Origin of the sequence: Paucibacter sp. PLA-PC-4 (assembly GCF_026241155.1) — a bacterium.
GTDB lineage: Bacteria > Pseudomonadota > Gammaproteobacteria > Burkholderiales > Burkholderiaceae_C > Roseateles_E.
The window spans coordinates 71,727-92,994 of record NZ_JAPFGP010000006.1 but is presented as its reverse complement, the minus strand read 5'-3'; the positions used below and the strand labels follow the sequence as shown (position 1 = coordinate 92,994).

Annotated in this window: 21 protein-coding genes; 5 read left to right on the top strand and 16 right to left on the bottom strand. The window is 66.3% G+C overall.

Features of this window, described 5'->3' with window-relative positions:
* Positions 1-15: 15 nt before the first annotated feature.
* The 4 genes from OOZ63_RS10985 to OOZ63_RS10970 all read right to left on the bottom strand — a co-directional run bounded on the left by OOZ63_RS10985 (position 16) and on the right by OOZ63_RS10970 (position 3,436).
* Entirely contained in the window at positions 16-1,236 is a 1,221-nt protein-coding gene (locus OOZ63_RS10985; RefSeq protein WP_266005515.1) for an ABC transporter substrate-binding protein, read from the bottom strand.
* 39 nt (positions 1,237-1,275) lie between these two features.
* Positions 1,276-1,986 (bottom strand): ABC transporter ATP-binding protein, encoded by a 711-nt coding sequence (locus OOZ63_RS10980; protein ID WP_266005513.1) that lies wholly within the window; start codon positions 1,984-1,986, stop codon positions 1,276-1,278.
* Complete coding sequence (locus OOZ63_RS10975; protein WP_266005512.1) at positions 1,986-2,756, bottom strand: ABC transporter ATP-binding protein; 771 nt, start codon at positions 2,754-2,756, stop codon at positions 1,986-1,988. The genes OOZ63_RS10980 and OOZ63_RS10975 overlap by 1 nt, the downstream gene beginning before the upstream one ends.
* Before the next feature lie 104 nt (positions 2,757-2,860).
* The gene (locus OOZ63_RS10970) at positions 2,861-3,436 is read right to left on the bottom strand and encodes a LuxR C-terminal-related transcriptional regulator (RefSeq protein WP_266005511.1); all 576 of its coding nucleotides are present in this window, start codon (positions 3,434-3,436) and stop codon (positions 2,861-2,863) included.
* A 112-nt stretch (positions 3,437-3,548) separates the two neighbouring features.
* On the opposite strand from OOZ63_RS10970, the gene OOZ63_RS10965 reads away from it, so the two are divergent.
* The gene (locus tag OOZ63_RS10965) at positions 3,549-5,726 is read left to right on the top strand and encodes a 3-hydroxybutyrate oligomer hydrolase family protein (RefSeq protein ID WP_266005510.1); all 2,178 of its coding nucleotides are present in this window, start codon (positions 3,549-3,551) and stop codon (positions 5,724-5,726) included.
* A 24-nt stretch (positions 5,727-5,750) separates the two neighbouring features.
* Here OOZ63_RS10965 and OOZ63_RS10960 read toward each other — a convergent pair whose 3' ends face one another.
* From OOZ63_RS10960 to OOZ63_RS10940, 5 genes are all read right to left on the bottom strand, one after another.
* A complete protein-coding gene (locus OOZ63_RS10960) occupies positions 5,751-6,524 on the bottom strand; it encodes a ParA family protein (RefSeq protein ID WP_266005508.1) in 774 nt (257 codons plus the stop codon).
* A 96-nt stretch (positions 6,525-6,620) separates the two neighbouring features.
* Positions 6,621-6,809: a hypothetical protein gene (locus OOZ63_RS10955; protein ID WP_137944301.1), complete on the bottom strand. Its 189-nt coding sequence runs from the start codon at positions 6,807-6,809 to the stop codon at positions 6,621-6,623.
* A gap of 14 nt (positions 6,810-6,823) precedes the next feature.
* A complete protein-coding gene (locus OOZ63_RS10950; protein ID WP_266005507.1) occupies positions 6,824-7,354 on the bottom strand; it encodes a GNAT family N-acetyltransferase in 531 nt (176 codons plus the stop codon).
* A 41-nt stretch (positions 7,355-7,395) separates the two neighbouring features.
* Entirely contained in the window at positions 7,396-8,172 is a 777-nt protein-coding gene (locus OOZ63_RS10945; RefSeq protein ID WP_266005506.1) for a substrate-binding periplasmic protein, read from the bottom strand.
* A gap of 69 nt (positions 8,173-8,241) precedes the next feature.
* Entirely contained in the window at positions 8,242-9,876 is a 1,635-nt protein-coding gene (locus OOZ63_RS10940; RefSeq protein WP_266005504.1) for a peptide chain release factor 3, read from the bottom strand.
* Positions 9,877-10,240: 364 nt separating this feature from the next.
* On the opposite strand from OOZ63_RS10940, the gene OOZ63_RS10935 reads away from it, so the two are divergent.
* The 3 genes from OOZ63_RS10935 to OOZ63_RS10925 all read left to right on the top strand — a co-directional run bounded on the left by OOZ63_RS10935 (position 10,241) and on the right by OOZ63_RS10925 (position 12,016).
* Positions 10,241-10,618, top strand: a complete 378-nt coding sequence (locus OOZ63_RS10935; RefSeq protein WP_266005503.1) for a hypothetical protein — start codon at positions 10,241-10,243, stop codon at positions 10,616-10,618.
* Positions 10,619-10,820: 202 nt separating this feature from the next.
* Entirely contained in the window at positions 10,821-11,342 is a 522-nt protein-coding gene (locus OOZ63_RS10930; RefSeq protein WP_266005502.1) for a hypothetical protein, read from the top strand.
* A gap of 152 nt (positions 11,343-11,494) precedes the next feature.
* Entirely contained in the window at positions 11,495-12,016 is a 522-nt protein-coding gene (locus tag OOZ63_RS10925; RefSeq protein WP_266005501.1) for an energy transducer TonB, read from the top strand.
* A gap of 39 nt (positions 12,017-12,055) precedes the next feature.
* Here the strand turns inward: OOZ63_RS10925 and OOZ63_RS10920 are convergent, their stop codons facing one another.
* Positions 12,056-12,667, bottom strand: coding sequence for a DJ-1/PfpI family protein (locus OOZ63_RS10920; protein WP_266005500.1), 612 nt, complete (start codon positions 12,665-12,667; stop codon positions 12,056-12,058).
* A 79-nt stretch (positions 12,668-12,746) separates the two neighbouring features.
* Here OOZ63_RS10920 and OOZ63_RS10915 point away from each other — a divergent pair, with 79 nt between their 5' ends.
* Complete coding sequence (locus OOZ63_RS10915; protein WP_266005499.1) at positions 12,747-13,508, top strand: NAD-dependent epimerase/dehydratase family protein; 762 nt, start codon at positions 12,747-12,749, stop codon at positions 13,506-13,508.
* Here the strand turns inward: OOZ63_RS10915 and OOZ63_RS10910 are convergent.
* The 6 genes from OOZ63_RS10910 to katG form a co-directional block, all read right to left on the bottom strand.
* Complete coding sequence (locus OOZ63_RS10910) at positions 13,474-14,637, bottom strand: ABC transporter permease (RefSeq protein ID WP_266005498.1); 1,164 nt, start codon at positions 14,635-14,637, stop codon at positions 13,474-13,476. The two genes, OOZ63_RS10915 and OOZ63_RS10910, sit on opposite strands and share 35 nt — an antisense overlap.
* Entirely contained in the window at positions 14,637-15,815 is a 1,179-nt protein-coding gene (locus OOZ63_RS10905; RefSeq protein ID WP_266005497.1) for an ABC transporter permease, read from the bottom strand. Before OOZ63_RS10905 ends, OOZ63_RS10910 begins: the two co-directional genes overlap by 1 nt.
* Complete coding sequence (locus tag OOZ63_RS10900; RefSeq protein WP_266005496.1) at positions 15,812-16,789, bottom strand: HlyD family secretion protein; 978 nt, start codon at positions 16,787-16,789, stop codon at positions 15,812-15,814. The genes OOZ63_RS10905 and OOZ63_RS10900 overlap by 4 nt, the downstream gene beginning before the upstream one ends.
* 13 nt (positions 16,790-16,802) lie before the next feature.
* Entirely contained in the window at positions 16,803-18,179 is a 1,377-nt protein-coding gene (locus OOZ63_RS10895) for a TolC family protein (protein WP_266005495.1), read from the bottom strand.
* A complete protein-coding gene (locus OOZ63_RS10890) occupies positions 18,180-18,686 on the bottom strand; it encodes a Dps family protein (RefSeq protein WP_266005494.1) in 507 nt (168 codons plus the stop codon).
* A gap of 229 nt (positions 18,687-18,915) precedes the next feature.
* The gene (gene katG / locus OOZ63_RS10885) at positions 18,916-21,063 is read right to left on the bottom strand and encodes a catalase/peroxidase HPI (RefSeq protein WP_266005493.1); all 2,148 of its coding nucleotides are present in this window, start codon (positions 21,061-21,063) and stop codon (positions 18,916-18,918) included.
* Positions 21,064-21,268 lie beyond the last annotated feature (205 nt).

The window sequence follows — 21,268 nt, the reverse complement described above, 5'->3', positions numbered from 1 at the left end:
CCATCGACGTTCAGATCACTTCTTGACGAGAGCGCACTTGCTCTCGGAGATCTTCGTGTAAGCCTCGTTGGCCGGGATCACCTGGGCGACCTTGTAGTAGTCCCAGGGCTCCTTCGATTCGGCCGGGGTCTTCACCTGCATCAGGTACATGTCGTAGCGGTGCCGGCCGTCGGGGCCGATCTCGCCGTTCTTGGCAAAGAAGTCGTTGACCTTGGTGGCTTTCATGCTGGCGATCACCTTGTCGGCATCGTCGGTCTTGGTGGTCTCGACGGCCTTCAGATAGTGCATCGTCGCCGAGTAGTCACCAGCCTGCAGCATCGACGGCATGCGCTTCATTTTGTCGAAGAAGCGACGCGCCCAGACGCGCGACTCGGGGCTCTGGTTCCAGTACCAGCCGTCGGTCAGATACATGCCCTGTGTCGCCTGCAGACCCAGCGAATGGATGTCGTTGATGAACATCAGCAGACCGGCCAGCTTCATCGTCTTCGTGATGCCGAACTCGTTGGCAGCTTTGATCGAGTTGATCGTGTCACCGCCGGCATTGGCCAGGCCCAGGATTTGGGCCTTGCTGCCCTGGGCCTGCAACAGGAAGGAGCTGAAGTCGCTGGCCGACAGTGGGTGCTTGACGCTGCCCACGACGGTGCCGCCGGCCTTTTGCACGACGGCCGTAGCATCGCTTTGCAGCGAGGCGCCGAAGGCATAGTCGGCGGTCAGGAAGTACCAGCTCTTGCCGCCGCTCTTGACCACCGCATTGCCGGTGCCGTTGGCCAGGGCCACGGTGTCATACGCGTAGTGGATGGTGTAGGGCGTGCAGTCCTCGTTGGTCAGGCGCGAGGAGGCGGCGCCGATCGAGATGAAGGGCTTCTTCTTCTCGGCCGCGATCTTGGCCATCGCCAGATTGGCGCCCGAGTTGGTGCCGCCGATCAGCATGTCAAGGCCCTGGGTGTCGATCCACTCGCGCGCCTTGGACGCTGCCACGTCGGCCTTGTTCTGGTGGTCGGCATAGATCAGCTCGATCTTCTTGCCGGCGACCATGCCCTTCATGTCGGCGATGGCCAGCTTGATGGCCTCGACGCCACCGGCACCGTCGATGTCAGCGTAGAGGCTGGACATGTCGGTGATGATGCCGATCTTGACCACATCGCCGGAGATCTGGGCCTGGGCCTGGAAGGAACCGCCGGACAGCGCGCAGGCTGCGCAAGCGGCCAGGGCAACGCGTTTGAGAGAGTAGGTCATGCTTGTCTCCTTGATGGGCATGTGAGGTTGATGGAGGACTCAGACACTGAGCAGCTCGTCGAGCACGGCTCTTTTGGCCTCTAGCTCGGCGGCGGGAAAGGATTCGACGACGTTGCCATGCTCGATCACGACGAAGTGATCGGCCAGCGGCGCGGCGAAACGGAAGTTCTGCTCCACCATCACAATGGTGAAGCCCTGGGACTTGAGCGTCTTGATCATGCGGGCCAGGGCCTGGACGATCACCGGGGCCAGTCCCTCGGAGATCTCGTCGAGCAGCAGGATGTCGGCGCCGGTGCGCAGGATGCGGGCCACGGCCAGCATCTGCTGCTCGCCGCCGGACAGGCGTGTGCCCTGGCTCTGGCGGCGCTCTGCCAGGTTGGGGAACATCGCGTAGATCTCGGCTTCGCTCATCAGCTTGCCCTGGCCGCCGGGCAGGCGCGGCGGCAGGCGCAGGTTCTCCTCGGTGGTGAGCGAGGCGAAGATGCCGCGCTCCTCCGGGCAGTAGCCCAGCCCCAGGTGGGCGATGCGGTGGGTCGGCAGCCCGATGGTCTCCTGGCCATGCACCTTGATCGAACCTTTGCGGTCACCGGTCAGGCCCATGATGGCGCGCAAGGTGGTGGTGCGGCCTGCGCCGTTGCGGCCCAGCAAGGTCATGACCTGACCCTTTGGCACGCTCAGATTGATGCCGTGCAGGATGTGGCTTTCGCCGTACCAGGCGTGCAGATCTGTGATTTCGAGAGCGATCGACATCAGTGCGCCCCCTGCAGTTCGGTCGCTTCGCTGCCCATATAGGCCTCCAGCACCGCCGGGTGCTTGGACACCTCGTTGTAGTCGCCCTCGGCCAGCACGGCACCGCGCGCCAGCACGGTGATGCGGTCGGCAATCTTCGAGACCACGCGCATATTGTGTTCAACCATCAGCACGGTGCGGCCCTCGGCCACCCGCTTGATCAGATCGGTGACGCGTTCGACGTCCTCATGGCCCATGCCCTGGGTTGGCTCGTCCAGCAGCATCAGCGCTGGCTCCATCGCCATCGTCGTCGCGATCTCGAGCGCGCGCTTGCGGCCATAGGGCAGGTCGGCCGCCTTGAGCGCCGCCATCTCGCGCAGGTCCACCAGCTCCAGCAGGGCCAGCACCCGGGCGTCGAGCTGCTGCAGCGCGGTCAATCCCTTCCAGAAATGAAAGCTGGTGCCGGTGAAGCGCTGCAGACCGATGCGTACGTTCTCCAGTACCGTCAGATGCGGGAACACTGCCGATATCTGAAACGAGCGGATCACGCCGCGCCGTGCAATCTGGGCCGGCTTCTCGCCGGTGATGTCAACGCCGTTGAACACGATGGCGCCGCGGGTCGGCTCCAGGAATTTGGTCAGCAAGTTGAAGCAGGTGGTCTTGCCAGCGCCGTTGGGGCCGATCAGGGCATGGATATGCCCGCGCTGGACCCGCAGGTCCACGCCATCGACGGCGGTAAAGCCCTTGAACTCTTTGGTGAGTCCGCGTGTCTCCAGGATGAGTTCGCTCATCGGCTTTTCTTAGAGTTGGAGGCCCAATGTAGGGCGATCCCGGGTGGCCGGGGCAGGGTGAAGACCTTTACGTACGATTGCGCAAGGGCTTACCCGGATGACGTTCACGGCAATCCCAGCACACGCCCCATCAGCCCGGCGGCGGTGTGCACGCCGTAGCGCTGGCGAAGCCGGCCGCGCAGTTTTTCGACGGTGCGCGGCGACAGCCCGAGCTCGCGCGCGCACTCCTTGGCTGTCTGGCCGCCGACCATGCCGGCCAGCACCTCGCGCTCGCGCGGACTCAACGCGCCAGGCGCGACACCGCCGGTCAGCGGCTCGAAAACCCAGGCCGCTTCGCGCAGAGGCGCCGAGCGGTCGCTGGTGTGGCCATGGACACGAAACCACTGCAGCCGTCCGTCGCGGCAGCGCATCAGGCGCTCGTCCTGGTAGTGGCCGCTGCTGCCCAGCGCGGTCTGCATGCGCAGGCCTATGCGTTCGAACTCGGCCTTGGTCGCGAACAGCAGGCAGAAGCTCTGGCCGATCAGGTCCTCGCGGGCATAGCCGAACATCGTGGCAAAGGCCTCATTGACCCACAGCAGCACGCGCTCGCGGGCCAGCACCAGGCCCAGCGGGCTCAGCGCCGCAAAGGTCTCGGCTGGGGAAAACCCGGGCGTAATCACGGGGCTGTCGCTGATGTGCATGGCTGCCTAGCCTAGCGGACTGCCAGCCGTCCCGACTCGGGATTGTCACCATGGGCTGAGCGGATCAAGGCCCCCATCGAGAGGCCCCACCGAATCACCGGAGACATCATCGATGAAACGCTTCACTGCAACATCCTCCTGCCTGGCCGTCGCTTTGCTGAGCGGCTGCGGCGGTTCAGACGATCCAGCGCCGACGCCGCCGGCCCCTCCGCCGGCTCCGGCGCCCGTGGTCAACAATTTGCCCAGCTTCATCAGCGGCGCCGTGGTGGCGGCCAACTATGACGGCGCCAGCGATGACCTGCTGACCGGCGGCCTTGGTAAGACCGGCCTGCTCGCGGCGGCCGCGCCGGCCTTCGCCAACCCGTTGGCGCCTACCGTCGCCGAGGCGCGCCGCAATGCCATCTTCACCAACTACCGCGCCCTGGTCGACTACACCGCCGCAGGCGGCTTTGGCAGGCTCTACGGCCCCAATATCGACAACGCCGGTGCTGACACGCTGGGGGAAGGCAAGGTGGCCGGCAGCGAACACATCGCGGTGGCCGACGACGGCTCGGGAAAGCACAACGTGGTAATGATGGTCCAGGTCCCGGTCGGCTTCGACGCCACCAAGCCCTGCATCGTCAGCGCAACCTCCTCGGGTTCGCGTGGCGTGTACGGCGCCATCGGCACGGCCGGCGAATGGGGCCTCAAGCGCGGCTGCGCGGTGGCCTATGTGGACAAGGGCTCGGGCAACGGTCTGCACGACCTGATGAGCGACAACCTGATCCAGATCGACGGCACCATCGCCAGCGCGACGGCGGCCGCCAAGAAGGCACATTTCAAGGCCGATCTCAGCGAGGCCGAGCGCCTGGGCTACAACGCAGCCTTCCCGAACCGGGTTGCCTACAAGCATGCGCACTCGCAGCAGAACCCCGAGAAGGACTGGGGCCGCGACACCTTGCGCGCAATCAAGTTCGCTTTCTATGTGCTCAACGAGAAGTACGGCAAGGACATCGCCGCACAGCCCGGCAAGAAGGAGGTCGTGATCACGCCGGCCAACACCACGGTGATCGCTTCGTCTGTCTCCAACGGCGGCGGCGCCGCGCTGGCGGCGGCCGAGCAGGACACCGAGAGTCTGATCGACGGCGTGGCCGTCACCGAGCCGAATGCCCAACCCGGCGCCAACACGGGACTGACGATCAAGCAGGGCGCGACCACGGTGGCCACGCACAGCAAGCCGCTGATCGACTACTTCACTTTCGCCAACATCTACCAGCCCTGCGCGGCGCTCTCGACCCAGGCCGGGCTGTCGCTGAATGCGGCCTTCTGGCCGGCCGCCTACACAGCATCCGCGCAGAACCGCTGCGCGGCGCTGAAGACCCGCGGACTTCTCGCCGGCGCGAGCCTGGCCGAGCAGGCCGACGAGGCGCTTGCCAAGATGAACGCCTATGGCTGGATGGCCGAGACCAACTATCTGCAGCAGTCGCACTACCGCTTCGCGACCAACTCCATCGTGATGACCTATGTGAACAGCTACGGCCGCTTCAAGGTCACGGACAACGTCTGCGGCTTCAGCTATGCCAACACCAATGCCAGCGGCGATGTGGTCGCCCAGGTGCCGGCGGTGCAGGCCTCGCTGTTCTCGGGCGGCAACGGCGTGCCGCCCACCTCGGGTGTCAACATCGTCTACAACGACTCAGTCGGAGGCGCCAAGCTGGACTTTCTGGCCGTCTCGCCGGGCAGCGCCAGCGCCGACTTCGCGCTCGACGGAGCGCTGTGTATGCGGACCCTGGTGACCGGCAAGGACACGGTCAGTGGCGCCGGCCTGTTCGGCACTATGAAAGCCTGGTCGGACCGCGTGATCGCCGGCATGAACGAGGTGCAGCTCAGCGCCAAGCTGCGCGGCCTGCCCACCATCATCGTTGCCGGCCGCAACGACACGCTGATCCCGGTCAACCATGCGGGGCGCGCCTATTACGGCAAGAACCTGGTGCAGGAGGCGGCCACGGCCAAGACCCGCTACTACGAAGTCACCAATGCGCAACATTTCGACAGCTTCATCGCCTTTGGCGCGCTGCTGGGCTATGAGACCCGCTACATCCCGCTGCACGTCTACTTCGTGCGCGCGATGGATCAGATGTGGGCCCACCTGAAGAACGGTACGGCGCTGCCGGCCAGCCAGGTGGTTCGCACGACGCCGCGCGCCGCTGCGGCCGCGCTGGCGGCCGGCGATGTGCCGCCCTGGGCCGCGACGCCGGCGCCCGCCGATGCCATCGCCTTCGATGCCGGCGTACTGAGCGTGCCGCAGTAGGTCTTGTGCCCGGGCGCCGCGCTGTCAGGCGTCCGGGTTCAGGCCTTCGTACAAAGCCACAAACTCCAGGCTCAGCTTGTGGCGCGGATCCAGATGGATCATCGGCCGCGCCAGCTCGTGCGACTCCTTGATCTTGACGCTGGCGCTCAGATAGGGCTGCAGCACCGGCAGGCCCTCGGCTATGAGCTCTTGCACGGTGCGCTGCGGCAGGCTGGCGCGTGGCTGGAACTGGTTGACCACGATACCCTCGACCCGCAGCTCCGCATTGTGGTCGGCACGGATCTCCTGCACGCTGTCGAGCAGGCCGTAGAGGGCGCGGCGTGAGAAGTCGTCGCAGTCGAAGGGGATCAGGCAGCCCTCGGCCGCGATCAGCGCCGAGCGGGTGTAGAAGTTCAGGGCCGGCGGCGTGTCGATCCAGATCTCGTCGTAGTCCTCGGCCAGCTCGAGCAGAGCGTCGCGCAGCTTGTAGATCTTGTAGCGGCTCTCCAGCTTGCCGTGCAACTCGTCAAGCGCCGGACTGGCGGGCATCAGTTGCAGATCGGGCCAGGGCGTCTCGACGATGAAGTCATCGGTCTTGGGTGCGCGCACGCTGAATTTCAGCGTGCTCTCGAAGAACTCGGCCGCCCCGGCGGCTGCATCGTCGGCCGTGTCGCCCAGCAGATAGCGGCTGCTATTGCCTTGCGGGTCGAGATCGATCAGCAGGGTGCGCCGACCGCGAGAGGCCGCGATAGCGGCCAGATTGCTGGCGATGGTCGACTTGCCGACCCCACCCTTCTGATTGAAGACAACGCGGCGCATGCAAGCTCCCGAGGCTGGTGGAGCGCCTATTGTGCACTGCAGCAATGGCCGGTCGATGGTGATGGCTGCGCCCCGGCCGGCGCAGCACCACGGCGGCTACTGGCTGGTGGCCAGGTCCGCGTCGAAGTCCATCAGCACACTGGCCTCCTCGAGCGCCCGCCACAGATGGGGCGGCATCTGCATGATCTTCTCGGGCGTCTTGGCCCGGCGCGCCCAGGCGCGTATCTCGTCGTGTTGATCGGGGGTCAGCAGCTTCAGCGTCAGCATCTCGTCAAGGGTCTGCATCGTGGGGCTCCTAACTAAGATCCGGTTCGTATTTGCCAGTCCGCGCGGCTGATCTCGTAGACCGAGGTGTCCATCGTGTACCAGCGCTCGACCCCACGATAACTCATGCCCAGCCGCTGCATCACGCGCGCCGAGCCCTTGTTGTCGGGGTGGCAGACGGCGCACAGCAGCGGCGTGCGCAAGGTGTCGAAGGCGAAGGCGGCCATGACCTGGGCCGCCTCCGAGGCTAAGCCCTGGTGCCAGCGGTCGCGCCGCAGCCGCCAGCCGATTTCCAGAGGATTGCTTCTGTCCCGAGCCAGGTGCTGGATGCAACCGGAGCCGACGACCTGGTCGCTGTCCGTTTCGATGAAGGCCCACCAGGAATAGCCCCACTCGGCCCAGCGGGCCTTGACCCGGGCTATCCCCGCCGCCGTGTCTTCGCGGGTGTCGGGCTTGCCGCTGATGTAGCGCATCACCTCGGGGTCACTGTCGATCGCGTGCAGGCCCTCGAAATGGTGGTCCGCAAAGGGCTCCAGGCGGAGTCTTTCGGTCTGCAAAATGGTCATCGGCGGCCTCGGGCGATGGTGGGCTCTGCCAGTCTAGCGATTCAGGCGAAGTAGCGCTGCCGCAGCTGTGCATAGCGGCCGTCGCGTCTGATACGGTCCAGCGCCGTCTGCAGGCGCTTCACCAGGGCCGGGTCGCTGTCGGGCGGCAGACCGTACCAATAGGACTTGTCGGTGTCGTGGGGCAGCACGGCACTCAGCGTGTCCGAAGGCAGCTGCAGCCGGCGCAGATGCCAGGCGGCCGCCCAGTCCAGCATCAGCAGCAGTGACATGCGGCCAGCCAGGAGCTTGCGCAGATTGCTCTCGTCATCCAGCGCCCACTCCAGATGCTCCTCGGGTCGCAGCCCGTCGGCCAGCAGCTGGCGTGCCGCCGCCGAGTCGCGCACCACGCCGATCCGGTGGCCCTGCAACTGGTGCAGGCTGCTGAGCTGGATGTCGGTGCGCTGGTTGAGCCGGTAAATCATGATGCGGCGCGGGCTGATCGGCCCCACCCATTGGAACTGGGTTTCGCGCTCGGGCGTGCGGGTCAGCGAAAACAGCAAGCTGGCCGGGGTTTGCGAGGCGCCCTGCTGAGCACGCGGCCAGGGCATGACTTCGATGTCCAGCGGCAGCCCGGTCTCAGCGGCGATCAGCCGCAGCAGCTCGACGCTGAAGCCAGCGGGCTCACCGTCGATCTCGTGGTTCAGCGGCGGCAGGTTCTCGGTGAATCCGCGCAGCCGTACGCCGGGCTCTCGCGACTCGGCGCCCCCGATGACCATTCCCGTCAGCGCCAGCACCGTGAAGGCGCGCCGGCCCAGCCCTCCTGCTGCCCCGTCCTGCATCGCACTAGTGTAGGCAGTCCCCGTGGCGGCCAAACTCCGGTGAAGGGCGGCAATGACAAGCTTTTCGTGTCAGCCGTCGATTCGGCGCTGGAACACCAGCCCCGCATGCTCTCGCAGCGCGTGGAACTTGATCTTGGGCCAGTTGCTCTCGATCGCACGCAGCTCAGGTGCGTACTCGACCAGTACCGTCGGTGCGTCCACCGCGTCATAGGCCATGCGGTGGTCGTTGGCGTCGATGAAGCGCTTGAGTTCTTTTTCATCGTCGCAGGTCACCCAGCGCGCCACCTGGAAGCGACTGCCAGTGATGCGAGCCTTGACCCCGTACTCATGCTCCAGGCGGTGCGCCACCACCTCGAACTGCAGCTGGCCGACCGCGCCCAGGAGTAGTACGCTGCCAACGATGGGGCGGAAGACCTGAATCGCACCTTCTTCGCCCAGCTGGGTCAGGCCGGCCTTGAGCTGCTTGGTCTTCAGCGGGTCGGCCACTTCGACGCTGCGGAACATTTCTGGCGCGAAGAAGGGCAGGCCGGTGAACTGCAGGGCCTCGCCCTCGGTGATGGTGTCGCCCAGTTGCAGCACGCCGTGGTTGGGGATGCCGATGATGTCGCCACCGAAGGCTTCGTCCAGCAGCTCGCGGCGCTGGCTCAGGAAGCTCACCACCGTGTTGGGCCGCAACTCCTTGCCGGAGCGCACCACCTTGAGCCGCATGCCACGCTCGAAGTGGCCCGAGGCCACGCGCAGGAAGGCAATGCGGTCGCGGTGGGCCGGATCCATATTCGCTTGAATTTTGAACACCACGCCACTGAATTTGGTTTCCTCGGGCTTGACCACGCGCTGCAGCGCGGCCCGCTCGCCCGGCGCCGGCGCCAGCTCGACCAGTGAGTCCAGGATTTCCTGCACCCCGAAGTTGTTCACGGCCGAGCCGAAGAACATCGGCGTTTGGCGGCCAGCGAGGAAGTCTTCCAGGTCAAAGGCCGGCGCGGCCTCGCGCACCAGCTCGATCTCGCCCTGGGCCTGCTCGTACTGCATGCCGAAGCGGCTGGCGTACTCGGGATTGTCCAGCCCCGCCAGCACCTCCTCTTCGCCGGCGGCCCTATCCTCCCCCGGCGCAAACACCCGCATCTGCTGCTTGCGCAGATCCATCACGCCGTGGAAGGCCTTGCCCATGCCGACGGGCCAGGTGAAAGGCACGACCGTCATGCCCAGCTCGCGCTCGATCTCGTCCATCAGCGCCAGCGGGTCCTGGACCTCTCGGTCCATCTTGTTGACGAAGGTCAGAATGGGCGTGTTGCGGGCGCGGCAGACCTGCAGCAGACGGCGGGTTTGCGGCTCAACACCGTTGGCCGCGTCGATCACCATCAGCGCCGCGTCCACCGCCGTGAGCACGCGGTAGGTATCTTCCGAGAAGTCCTGGTGGCCTGGGGTGTCCAACAGATTGATCACGCAGTCGCGGTACTCCATCTGCATCACCGACGAAGCCACCGAGATGCCGCGCTGCTTCTCGATCTCCATCCAGTCCGAGGTCGCATGGCGCGAGGCCTTGCGCGCCTTCACCGAACCGGCGATCTGGATCGCGCCCGAGAACAGCAGCAGCTTCTCCGTCAGCGTGGTCTTGCCTGCGTCGGGGTGGGAGATGATGGCGAAGGTGCGGCGGCGGCGCACTTCGGTTTCGATGCGCGAGGCGATGGGACTATCGGCGGACATGGTGATGAGGGCGGTTCGATCGAGCGGCCAAAGATCGGTGTTGGGGTGTAGCCGAGCCTGTGAAGCACCCGGGCCACCTCTTTTGGGAGAGCGGACGAACGGTCAGCCGGGCGGGGCAGGGCTTGGGAAGCAGGAGATTATCGCAGGGGGTGGGCAGGCTGCTTGCGGGGCCGGCCGGCGCCCCCGTCCCGGCCCTGGGACGGGCATCCACCCACTCGCGACTGTGCCGGCATCCGTGGCAATGTCCGCACACGCGGGACTCCTGAAGACCTGCGAGAAGCAGATGTGAAGTCGGTACCGCTTCGCGAGCCAGCCAGACACCGTGGCCCGGCGACACGGTGGGGCCAAAGAACACAAGATTGTCATGGATTCAGGCAGGCTGATTCGTAAAGTTGCCCTGTGCGTCGTACTCGCAGGCGCTGAGACGCTGCACGGAATTGCAAGAACAACCCTGGCAATTCCATGCAACAGCAAGGAGCGGGCCATCATGCTGAGCCCGCCTACAGTGGCAGCGCTGGCATTCGCGATCTGCTGGATGTTGGTGCCGAGCATGGGTCTGCAGTCACAACGCGCTCACCTGAACCTGGGTTTCGGTCTGGCAGCATTTACGGCCAGCGTCGCCATCGGAAGATCGCTGTTGCGCAAGTCTTCGAACAAGGCGCGTGATCTGTGCGTACGACTTCATGATCGGCCCGGCTGCTCGAACCTGCTGTGCTGTGCCGATCTCATTCACCCCATATAGGGCAAACACGTTCTTGGCGGGATCGAAACGCAGATACAGAATTCCCGGTAAATTTTCGGGCCGAATGCGTTGGTGGGAGGTTAGACGGCCTTGCGTCGCATTGAGGTTCCCCGTGCCGCTGTGCGGTCAGTTCGTTGGGGGGGCGGCTCCTTCATTCGTCGGGAGTCTGTATGGACGTGATCTAACAAGCATTGGGAGGACCATGGCATTTGCAATCGCTGCAGACAGCGTCATCGTCGGCGCCATCAAGGCGGCCAAGTTTGGCTTCGGCATTGGCTATGTTGTTCCCATCGGATTGATTGCCATAGGACAGTTCATTCTTGGCCACCCGATGGCTGCTACCGCGACGATCCTGACTGCACCTGTCAATCCCGCTGCGATGACCTGCGCCGCAATTGGTGCCATCTACTTCGGTTGGAACGCGCTGACGGACCTTGAGCGCAGCGCCATCATGCAAAAGCTGCAGTCGGCGCTGGAGATAGGGGGTGAGCTGATAAAGGCTCTGGTCGCTTTCGTCATCGTGAAGTCGAAGGAACTTCTCAGTTCTGAAAGCACTGCTGAGTTCAAGCGGTTCATCGGCGACGCGGCCAGCATGTTCGGTCGGTCCATTGCCGACGTCACTCGTGCCGTCGTCGATCATGCGGCCGGCGCATATGAGCTCGTTGCCGAAAAGTTCAAGCGCTCACCGGGCAAGCCAGATGAACTGCCACGCTTGCCGCTTTAGCCACCCGCCGCGCTGATGCATGCGCCCTTGCAGTAACTTCCCGCTTCGTCAGCATCGGCGCATGGCCGAAACTGAGACATTTCAATGCGGCGCGTCGTGCAGGCGGGTTGCCCCTGGCGTCGAAACTTAGGCATCAATCACTCCACTCAGTCATGCAGTCATTTCTCTCAACGATCTCCATTGCTGGCGCCTTGCTGCTCACTTCGGTACAGGGGTTTGCGCAGGACAGTGCGCCAAAGTATTCATTGAAGGATGCTGAAGCAAAAACCGGCTCCAAGTTCAAGCGCGATGTGGTTATCTCACCCGATATTCCCTTGAATCTTCCCTATGAAAAGATGAGCGAGGCGCAGAAGGAAATTCTGAAATCGCCCTATGAATCGATGGGGCCTGACGACGAGCCCCCGTTTCCGCTCAATGGCTTGGCCGCTATCCTCACGGAAATGTCCGAGGCTCAGAAGATTCTCGAAGTGCAAGGCAAGTTCAGATTGCACGCCCTGATTGATGCCTCGGGCAAGGTTGAATCAGTCGCTGTCATGGATTCCGTGGACAAACGCTTTGACGTCTATGTCGCGGGCGTCCTGATGCGCGCCAAATTCAAGCCTGCGCGCTGCAAGGGCGTGCCTTGTGCTCAGGAGTATCTGTTCTCCTGGAACCTCGAACTGGTCCCGCGCTGAGACGCCTTGCGGCGGCCGCGTAAGCGGCTCTCGACCCGGCTAGTGCACAAAGGGCCGAACGCGGTCGAGCAGCCGCTGCACATAGCTTTGCTTCTCCCCCACCGGCGCCACATAGTGCAGCGCCTCGCGGGTCGCAGCCTCACCGGCCTTCTTCAGCATCACCCAGGTGGCCAGGTACTGCGAGGCCAGGCAGCCGCCGGCGGTGGCGATGGGGCCGCGGGCGTGGAAGGGTTCGTCCAGCACCACGGCGCCGGCCTCGACGACCCAGGGCTTGGTCGTCAGATCGGTGCAGGCCGGGCAGTCGCCCAGCAGGCCTAGGCGGGCCATCAGCAGGGTGCCCGAGCATTGCGCGCCGATCAATTGGCGCACTGGGTCGAGCTGCAGCCGGTCCAGCAGCGCGCTGTTCTCGGCGATCGCGCGGGTGTAGAGGCCCGAGCCGAACAGCACGACATCGGCCTCGTTGGCCCACTCCAGCGGCCGCTGCAGCTGCACCGTGACGCCGTTCATCGAGCTCACATGGCTGCCCGGCCCGCACAGCTCTGCGCTGAAGCCCTGCGGCCGCAGCCGGTTCAGCAGACCCAGCGCGACGAAGCTGTCGAGCTCGTTGAAACCGTCGAAGCTGAGGATGGCGATGCGGGTGGGACTGAGCATGAGCCATTGTGACCTGTGACCGCGCGCGCGCCAATGCAACTGGCACACTGCGCTGCGAGCAATCCCGGGCCGTCCCACCATGAGCACAGCAAGACCGAGCCAGAACAAGATCCTGATCACCGGCGCCGCCGGCCGCATAGGCCGTGCCTTCTGGCGTGCGCAGCCGGATCGCTCGACTTTGCGCTTGGCCGATATCGCCACCGCCGGCCTGGCCGATTCCGGCGCCGAGGTGCTGGCGCTGGACGTCAGTGATTTGCAGGCCTGCATGCGCGCCTGCACCGGCATTGACACGGTGATTCATCTGGCGGCCGACCCCTCGCCGGATGCCGACTTCATGGGCTCGCTGCTGCCCGTCAATATCGTCGGTAGCTACAACCTGTTCACGGCCGCCCGGGCCCAGGGCTGCAAGCGCTTTGTGTTTGCCAGTAGCGCGCAGGCTGTCGAGGGCTATGCGCTGGATGTGCAGGTGCACGAGCAGATGGCGCCGCGCCCCAAGAACCTCTACGGCGCCAGCAAGGCCTTTGGCGAGGCGCTGGCCGCGCTGTTCGCGCAGGATGGCACGATGACGACGGTGGCGGTGCGCATCGCCAATGTCGCCGAGTTCGCGGCGGGCCAGCGCCACAGCCCGCGCGATGTGGCCGCCTTTATCAGCGAGCGCGACGTGGTGCAGCTGCTGCAGCGCTGCGCCGAGGCCGAGTTGAGCGGTTTCAATGTGGTGCACGGCGTGTCCGACAACCGCTACAAGCGCCTGGCCATAGACCAGACGCGCCGGCTGCTGGACTACCGGCCGGCCGACGACGCCTTTGTCATCCTGGAAGGCCAGGCAGCGCAGCAGAGCTGATCGCGGCTGGCCGGCGCCGCAGCGCCCAGGCCGCCAGCAGGCTGTAGCCCAGCGCTTGGCAGCACAGCGCCAGCAGTTGCGGACCTACGGCTGGCAGCGGCGCACCCATCTGGTTGAGCCGCACAAAGCCCTGGATTCCAGGTACCGCCGGTATCAAGAGCTCGCCCAACCACCACAGCGGCGCCGGCAGAGCCTCGCGCGGCCACGAGAAGCCGGCCAGAAAGGCCATCGGCAGCGAGCTGCACAGCAAGAGCTGCATGGCCCGCTCGCGCTCGGCCAGCAGCGCGCCCAGTGCCACACCGGCCGCCGCGATGGCCCAGCAAAACGGCAGCAGCAGCAAGGCCGCGCCTGCCGGGTTGCCGCCATGGGCATAGCCGAAGAAGGGGAAGATCAGCACAAAGAACCAGGCCGCACTGAGGCCGCCGAAACTCGCGAAGGCTGCAGTGCGGGCGCTCCAGAGAGCGAGGCCATCGGCGGGCCGCGCGCGGTCCTCAAGGCGCTGGCCCACCCACATCGCCACACCGATCAGCAGCAGTTGCTGCACGATCAGCACCGCCACCGCCGGCACTACCGCGCTGCCATAGCCCTCATGCGGGTTGTAGAGCGCGGCCAGCTCCACATTCAGCGGGCTGCGGCTGGCGGCGGCCTGCAGCGGCGACTGGCCCTGGGCCTGCAACTGGCGCAACTCAATGCCGGCCGACACGGTGCCCAGCACCTCGACAAAACCCAGCAGCACGATCTTGTTGGCGAGGAAGTAGGCGCCGTCGGCCAGCACCGGCACGACCTGACCCCGGCCACGGCCGGCCTCGCGCTTGAGCCCGGCCGGCAGCAGCACGTAGCCCTGGATCTCGCCGGCCGCCAGCGCCGCCCGGGCCTGGCCCTCGTCGGCCGTCAGCAGCGCCAGCTCCAGGCGTGGGCTGGCCTGGGCGAAGCGTTGGATCTGGCGGCTCAGCGCACTGTGATCTTGGTCGACGATGGCCACCGGCACGCGCTGCAGCTGCTCGGTCGTATAGGGCCAGGGGTAGAAGAAGGAGTAGATCAGCGGCGCGATCAAGAGCATCAGCAACACGCCTGGATCGCGCAGCACCGCGCGCCAGGTGCCGACGACTTCGCGCAGCCAGCCGCTCATCAGCGCTTGCCCCAGGCGGTCGGGTCATGGGCCACGCGCCGCAGCCGCCAGGCGGCCAGCGCCAGCAGGGCCAGCGCGGCAGCCGTCAGCGCGGCCAGCAGCGGCAACGCGCGCTGCGCCGCCCAGCCCTGCTGCAGCAGGCCGACCTGGGCCTGCATCAGCCAGGTCAGCGGCAGGGCTTCGGCCCAGAGTCGCGCGCCCTCGGGCATGGCCATCAGCGGAAAACCGATGCCGGAGAAGGCAAAAGCCGGCGCGGTGATGAAGCCGGCCGCCGACAAGGCCAGGCGCAGCGAGCGCGCCAGCAGGGCTACCGCCGCGCCCAGCGCCAGATACAGCGCCAGCAGCGCCGCGTGCAGGGCCAGCAGCATCGGAGCGCCCGAGGGCAGCAAACCGAGGCCCAGCAGCGCGAACAGCAGGGCCGCGTCGACCGCGCCCAGCAGCATCAAGGCGGGGGCCAGCTTGGCCAACAGGGCCGGCCAGGCCTGACCCGCGGCCGCGTCCAGCCAGGCCGGGCTCGTGCCGTCGCGCAGCTCGCGGCCCACGGTCCAGGCGCCGGCTACCATGGCCAGCAGGTGCAGCAGGGCCGGCATCAGTGCGGTGGCGAGAAACTGCTGGTAGTTCAGCGCCGGGTTGTACTGCGAGCCGAGGCCTGCGCGCAGCGGCTCGAAGCCCTGTGTCGCGGCCTGTGGCGCCTGGCCGCGCTTTTCGCGCGCCAGGATCTCGATGCCGGCCGACATCGTGCCGACCGCACCGCGCACATCCTTCTGGATCAGGCCCGAGTGGGTCGCGAACTGGGCGTTGTGCAGCAGCGTGACGCTGGCGGCACGTCCGCTCTTGAGCTCGCGGGCCAGGCCTGCTGGAATCACCAGCACCGCATAGACCGCGCCGCCCTGCAGTGCGCTGCGGGCCTCGGCCGCGTCGGCCAGCGGTCGTGCCAGGCGCAGGCCCGGCGCGGCATCGAGCAGGCGTTGCAGCTGGCGCGACGCGGCGCTGTGGTCCTGGTCCAGCACGGCGATGGGCAGCCGGCTCGCCTGGCCGGCCGAGAAGGTCCACAGCATCAGCAGGCCCAGCAGCAGCGGCACCCAGGAGAGCATGGCCAGGTCCAGCGGGCTGGCGCCCATTCGTGCCCATTCGCGCGCCCAGACCTTGGCCCAAGCCGAGCGCCAGCCCGAAGTCACGGCAGCAGCACGCTCATGCCCGGGCGGGCGCCCTGGATGGGCTGCAGCGGCCGCGCCTTGACCTCGAAGGTCCGCAGGTCGTAGCCCTGGTTGCTGCGGGTCGCGCGCCAGGTGGCGAAGTCGGGCAGCACCTTGGAGGCCGTGACCTTGAAGCGCATGCGTGGCTGCTCGGGCAGGGCCGGCAGGCGGGCCTCGAACTCGGCCCCGATCGCGAAGCGCGCCAGTTGGTCCTCGCGCACGTTGAAGACGGCCCATTGATCGGCCAGATCGACAACGGTCAGCACCGGCACGCCCGCCGGCGACAGCTCGCCGACCTTGGCAAGCAGCTTGGCCACGGTGCCGGCCACCGGGCTCTTCAGCTCGGTCTCGGCACGGGCCGCTTCGACCTCCTGAACCAGTCCGGCGACCTGACGGGCCTGGGCGCTGGCGGCCGCCTGGTCCTCGGCGCGGGCGCCCGCCTGGGCCAGATCCCATTGCGCCTTGGCGGCCTCCGCCAGGCGTTCGCTGGCGCGCCAGTTGGCCTCGGCCTCGTCGCGTTTTTGCGTGGCCACCAGGCCGTCACGGTGCAGGCTCTCGACCCGCTCGTGGCTTTTCTTGGCCAGCTCGGCACCGGCCTGGGCGCGTTCGTAGTTGGCGCGCGCTATCCGGATCTCCTGCGGGCGGGCGCCGTTGTGCGCCTTCAGCGCCACCGCAGAGGCCGCCGCCTCGGCATTGCTGGCCTGTGCCAGCCTGGCCTGCACCTCGGGGCTGTCGATGCGCAACAGCAGCTCGTCCTTGGCAATGACCTGGCCTTCCTTCACCCTCAGCTCAGCGATGCGACCGGTCAGCTTCGGTGCGATGTCGGTTTCCTGTGCTTCCATCATCCCCTGGATGGGCGCCTGCTCGGGGCCGCGGCCGGCCTGCCAGAGTGCGTAGATGCCCAGGCCGGCGGCCAGGGCGATGAGTAGCGGAGTCAGGACTTGCTTGGCGTTCATGACGGCGTGCTCTTCATTCGACGCGCAGTGCGGCCTGATTCAAGTAGTCGCCCAGGCTGTCGAGCTGACCGCAGGCCTGCAGCAGGCCAGTCAGCGCCATCACATAGTCATAAGCGACTTGGGCGCGGCCGGTGCGCTGCTTGGCGAGGTTGAGTTCGGCGTCGATCAGGTCCAGCGTGGTGCTGGTGCCTTGGCGCAAGCCAGCCTGGCGCAGGCGCAGCAGCTCATGGGCCAGCTCATCCTGGGCCAGCAGGCTCAGGTACTGCTCGCGGGCGTTTTCGGTGGCCCGCCACTGGCGCTCGACCAGCAACGCGATATCGCTGCGCGCCTGGGCGTCGGTCGCGTCGGCCTGGGCGATCTGGCTGGCGTGCGAGCGGTCCAACGCGCCGTGGTCCAGCGAGTCCAACAGATTCATGCGCAGGCCGACGCCGGCCACCCAATCGCCGCTGTGCGTCAGCGAGCGCTGGCCGAAAGCGAACAGTTGCGGCTTGTTGAGCGCCTTGCCGGCGCGTTGCAGCTCGCTGGCCTGTTCCTTCTTGGCCGCCACCTTGGCCAGGCCCGGATGGTTGGCCAGAGCGACGATGATGAAGTCCTGCAGCGGCGGCAGCGGCCGCGGGTTCAGCGCCAGCGGCGTGCTGGGCTGGGGCGGGGCGTCGAGCTTGAGGCTGCGCGCCAGCGCCAGCGCCGCCAGGTCCGCATCGCTGCGCGCCTTGCGCGCCTGGTAGCGGGCGTCTTCCAAGGCGGCGCGGGCCTGCAGCCGTTCGAGCTTGGACAATACGCCGGTGACGAGCATCTTCTCGGCCGCCGCGTCGTGGGCGGCGATGCCCTCGGCGGCGGCCTCGCGCAGCGCGGCGGCGCGCCGCGCCAGCTGGGTCAAAAAGTAGCGCTGTGACAGCATCGCTGCCGCCTCATGCTCGCTGCTTTGCAGATCGGCGCTGGCCTCGGCGGTCTGGGCGGCGGCCAGGCCGCGCGCGGCCTCGGTCGCGCCACCCAGATAGAGCGGCCAGACGGCCGAGAGCGAGGCGGTGCTGCCGCTGTTGCTGCGCTCCAGCGTGTAGCTGTGCGGCAGCTGCGGCAGGGCAGGCAAGACCTGACCCAGCAGCGGCGGCAACTGCGGCACGATCTGGTCCAGGCGCTGGGATAAGGGGTCCAGATCGATGTCCAGGCTGGCCTTGTAACGGTATGCAGCACCGGTCAGGCTCAGGCTGGGGCCCCCCAGGTTGGCGATGCCTTCGGCGCGGGCCTGCTTGTGGGCGAGGCCGGCGCGCGCGGCAGCCAGCTGGTCGGAGCCGGAGCGCAGGCGCTGCAGCGCCTCGTCCCAGCTCAAGGCCTGGGCCTGCACCGAGCCCGCGACCAGCAGCAGGGTCAGCGGTGCTGCTGCCAATCGCATTTACTCTTCCAGCAGGCTGCGCAGCATCCAGGCGGTTTGCTCGTGCACGGTCAGGCGCTGGGTCAGGATGTCGGCGCTGGGCTCGTCGCTGGCCTTGTCGACCAGCGGGAATAGGCTGCGCGCGGTGCGCGCCGCGCCCTCATGGCCCTCGACGAGGATGCGCACCATCTCGAGAGCCTTGGGGGGCGTCGCCGGTGCGTCCTTTAGCGAGCTGAGCTTGGCGAACTGTGCATAGGAGCCCGGGGCGGGGTGGCCCAGCGAGCGGATGCGCTCGGCAATCGGGTCGACCGCGTTCCACAGCTCGGTGTACTGGGTCATGAACATCGCGTGCAGCGAGTTGAACATTGGCCCGGTGACGTTCCAGTGGAAGTTGTGGGTGGTCAGGTAGAGCGTGTAGGTGTCGGCCAGCAGTTTGGACAGGCCGGCAGCGATGGCTGCGCGGTCCTTGTCATCGATGCCGATATTGATGCTGGCGCCGGAGGCCGGGGCCGTTTTCTTCTTGCTCATGAATGTCCTTTGAGGGTGGCTGAGTTGATGTCAGCAACTATAGGACGAGCGGGGGTCAGATATTGCTATGCCGCATCCATTCGACCAGGTATTGCGCGTTCAAGGCGGTGCCGCTCAGCGTGACGGCCAGGCCCAGCAGGGTTCGTCCCTTCTTCAACATCATCATGTCCTCTCTCAAAAGGGGTGGGCCACCAGGCCCACCCCAGGTTATTTCAGCGGCGCCGCGCGATCAGGCCAGATCGAAGCGGTCCAGGTTCATGACCTTGGTCCAGGCCGCGACGAAGTCGGCAACGAACTTCTGCTGCCCGTCCGCACTGGCGTAGACCTCGGCATAGGCGCGCAGCACCGAGTTGGAGCCGAAGACCAGATCGCTGCGGGTGGCGCTGTACTTGACCGCGCCGGTCTTGCGATCCCGACCCTCGAACAGCTCACCCTCGCCGTCGACCGCCTTCCACTCGGTGCTCATGTCGAGCAGGTTGACGAAGAAGACATTGCTCAGCACGCCGACTTGCTCGGTGAACACGCCGTGCTTGCTGCCGTCGGCATTGGTCCCGAGCACGCGCAGGCCGCCGATCAGGGCGGTCAGCTCCGGCGCCGTCAGCGTCAGCAGCTGGGCCCGGTCGATCAGCAGCGCCTCGGTGGCCGCGCCGATCTTGCCCTTCTTGTAGTTGCGAAAGCCGTCGGCCAGTGGCTCCATCAGCGCGAAGGACTCGACGTCGGTCTGTTCCTGCGTGGCGTCGACCCGGCCCGGCGCGAATGGCACCTCGACCGCGACGCCTGCCGCCTTTGCCGCTTGCTCGATACCGACGCTGCCGGCCAGCACGATCACATCGGCCAGCGAGGCCTTGCCCGAGGCTTTCTGGATTTCGACCAATGCGGGCAGGGCCTTGATGGCGACGGCATTGACGGCCCAGTCCTTTTGCGGTGCCAGTGCCAGGCGCGCGCCGTTGGCGCCGCCTCGCTTGTCGCCGCCACGGAAGGTCGATGCCGAGGCCCAGGCCACCGACACCAACTCGCTGACCGAGAGGCCGCAGGCCGCGATCTTGGTCTTCAGCTCGGCGATGTCAGCTGCGGACGGCTTGTGTGTGGCGGCCGGCAGCGGGTCTTGCCAGATCAGGTCTTCCTTCGGCACTTCGGGGCCGAGGTAGCGGACCTTCGGGCCCATGTCGCGGTGGGTCAGCTTGAACCAGGCGCGGGCGAAGGCCTCGGCAAAGGCCTGCGGGTCTTCGAGGAAGCGCTTGGAGATCTTGCCGAACTCTGGGTCGAAACGCATCGTCAGGTCGGTGGTCAGCATCTTGGGCTTGTGGAACTTGCCCGGCACATGGGCGTCCGGAATGATCTCCGGCGCGTCCTTGGCCACCCATTGCTTGGCGCCGGCGGGGCTCTTCTCCATCTCCCACTCGAACTTGAAGAGGTTCTCGAAGAAGTTGTTGCCCCACTGCGCCGGGGTCGTGGTCCAGGTCACTTCCAGGCCGCTGGAGACGGTGTCCTTGCCGTGGCCTTGGCCAAAGTTGCTGTTCCAGCCCAGGCCCTGGGCCTCGATGCCGGCACCCTCCGGCTCGGGCCCTTTGTGCGATTCGGGGGCGGCACCGTGAGTCTTGCCGAAGGTGTGGCCGCCTGCGATCAACGCGACGATTTCCTCGTCGTCCATCGCCATGCGGTAGAACGTGGCGCGGATGTCATGGGCGGCAGCCATGTAGTCGCCGCTGGCATTCGGGCCTTCGGGGTTCACATAGATCAGGCCCATATGGGTGGCGGCGAGGTTGTGGTCCAGCTCGCGCTCACCGTGGAAGCGCTTGTCGGTGGCCAGCCAGGTGGTCTCGGCGCCCCAGTTGACATCCATGTCCGGTTCCCAGACATCGGCGCGGCCGCCGGCGAAGCCGAAGGTGCGAAAGCCCATCGACTCCAGCGCCACGTTGCCTGCCAGGATGAAGAGGTCGGCCCAGGAGATCTTCTGGCCGTACTTCTGCTTGATCGGCCACAGCAGGCGGCGCGACTTGTCGATATTGACGTTGTCGGGCCAGGAGTTCAGCGGGGCGAAACGCTGCTGGCCGCGGCCACCGCCGCCGCGACCATCGAGCGTGCGGTAAGTGCCGGCCGAGTGCCAGGCCATGCGAACCATCTGCGGGCCGTAGTGGCCGAAATCGGCCGGCCACCAGTCCTGGCTGTCGGTCATCAGCTTGACCAGGTCGGCCTTGAGCGCCTTGTAGTCGAGCTTCTTGAATTCTTCGGCGTAATTGAAGGTCTCGCCCAGCGGATCGGACTTGCTGGAATGCTGGTTCAGCAGATCGACGCGCAGCTGGTTCGGCCACCAGTCCTTGTTCGTCGTGCCGCCGCCGGCGGCATGGTGGAAGGGGCACTTAGCTTCGCTCGTCATGGCTTCTCTCCTTGGGTTTGTGGGCTCTTTGCGGCTCGGTCCGGTGTCCGAGCACCTGTCGTCGAACAACCTCTGCCTGGGTCCTGCGTTGGCATGGGCCGTCCGATGGGCGTCCAGTCCGGGCTGGCGTGGACGCAAGCTTAGGTTGCCGTCTGCAATAGATCCATTTGAATGAATCTACTCAGGCGATAGTCAAATTAAAACT

What these genes read in the sequence shown, in the direction of transcription:
- OOZ63_RS10985 (WP_266005515.1), bottom strand. Translation starts at nt 1,236, where the DNA reads ATGACCTACTCTCTCAAACGCGTTGCCCTGGCCGCTTGCGCAGCCTGC.
- OOZ63_RS10980 (WP_266005513.1), bottom strand. Translation starts at nt 1,986, where the DNA reads ATGTCGATCGCTCTCGAAATCACAGATCTGCACGCCTGGTACGGCGAA.
- OOZ63_RS10975 (WP_266005512.1), bottom strand. Translation starts at nt 2,756, where the DNA reads ATGAGCGAACTCATCCTGGAGACACGCGGACTCACCAAAGAGTTCAAG.
- OOZ63_RS10970 (WP_266005511.1), bottom strand. Translation starts at nt 3,436, where the DNA reads ATGCACATCAGCGACAGCCCCGTGATTACGCCCGGGTTTTCCCCAGCC.
- OOZ63_RS10965 (WP_266005510.1), top strand. Translation starts at nt 3,549, where the DNA reads ATGAAACGCTTCACTGCAACATCCTCCTGCCTGGCCGTCGCTTTGCTG.
- OOZ63_RS10960 (WP_266005508.1), bottom strand. Translation starts at nt 6,524, where the DNA reads ATGCGCCGCGTTGTCTTCAATCAGAAGGGTGGGGTCGGCAAGTCGACC.
- OOZ63_RS10955 (WP_137944301.1), bottom strand. Translation starts at nt 6,809, where the DNA reads ATGCAGACCCTTGACGAGATGCTGACGCTGAAGCTGCTGACCCCCGAT.
- OOZ63_RS10950 (WP_266005507.1), bottom strand. Translation starts at nt 7,354, where the DNA reads ATGACCATTTTGCAGACCGAAAGACTCCGCCTGGAGCCCTTTGCGGAC.
- OOZ63_RS10945 (WP_266005506.1), bottom strand. Translation starts at nt 8,172, where the DNA reads ATGCAGGACGGGGCAGCAGGAGGGCTGGGCCGGCGCGCCTTCACGGTG.
- OOZ63_RS10940 (WP_266005504.1), bottom strand. Translation starts at nt 9,876, where the DNA reads ATGTCCGCCGATAGTCCCATCGCCTCGCGCATCGAAACCGAAGTGCGC.
- OOZ63_RS10935 (WP_266005503.1), top strand. Translation starts at nt 10,241, where the DNA reads ATGGATTCAGGCAGGCTGATTCGTAAAGTTGCCCTGTGCGTCGTACTC.
- OOZ63_RS10930 (WP_266005502.1), top strand. Translation starts at nt 10,821, where the DNA reads ATGGCATTTGCAATCGCTGCAGACAGCGTCATCGTCGGCGCCATCAAG.
- OOZ63_RS10925 (WP_266005501.1), top strand. Translation starts at nt 11,495, where the DNA reads ATGCAGTCATTTCTCTCAACGATCTCCATTGCTGGCGCCTTGCTGCTC.
- OOZ63_RS10920 (WP_266005500.1), bottom strand. Translation starts at nt 12,667, where the DNA reads ATGCTCAGTCCCACCCGCATCGCCATCCTCAGCTTCGACGGTTTCAAC.
- OOZ63_RS10915 (WP_266005499.1), top strand. Translation starts at nt 12,747, where the DNA reads ATGAGCACAGCAAGACCGAGCCAGAACAAGATCCTGATCACCGGCGCC.
- OOZ63_RS10910 (WP_266005498.1), bottom strand. Translation starts at nt 14,637, where the DNA reads ATGAGCGGCTGGCTGCGCGAAGTCGTCGGCACCTGGCGCGCGGTGCTG.
- OOZ63_RS10900 (WP_266005496.1), bottom strand. Translation starts at nt 16,789, where the DNA reads ATGAACGCCAAGCAAGTCCTGACTCCGCTACTCATCGCCCTGGCCGCC.
- OOZ63_RS10895 (WP_266005495.1), bottom strand. Translation starts at nt 18,179, where the DNA reads ATGCGATTGGCAGCAGCACCGCTGACCCTGCTGCTGGTCGCGGGCTCG.
- OOZ63_RS10890 (WP_266005494.1), bottom strand. Translation starts at nt 18,686, where the DNA reads ATGAGCAAGAAGAAAACGGCCCCGGCCTCCGGCGCCAGCATCAATATC.
- katG (WP_266005493.1), bottom strand. Translation starts at nt 21,063, where the DNA reads ATGACGAGCGAAGCTAAGTGCCCCTTCCACCATGCCGCCGGCGGCGGC.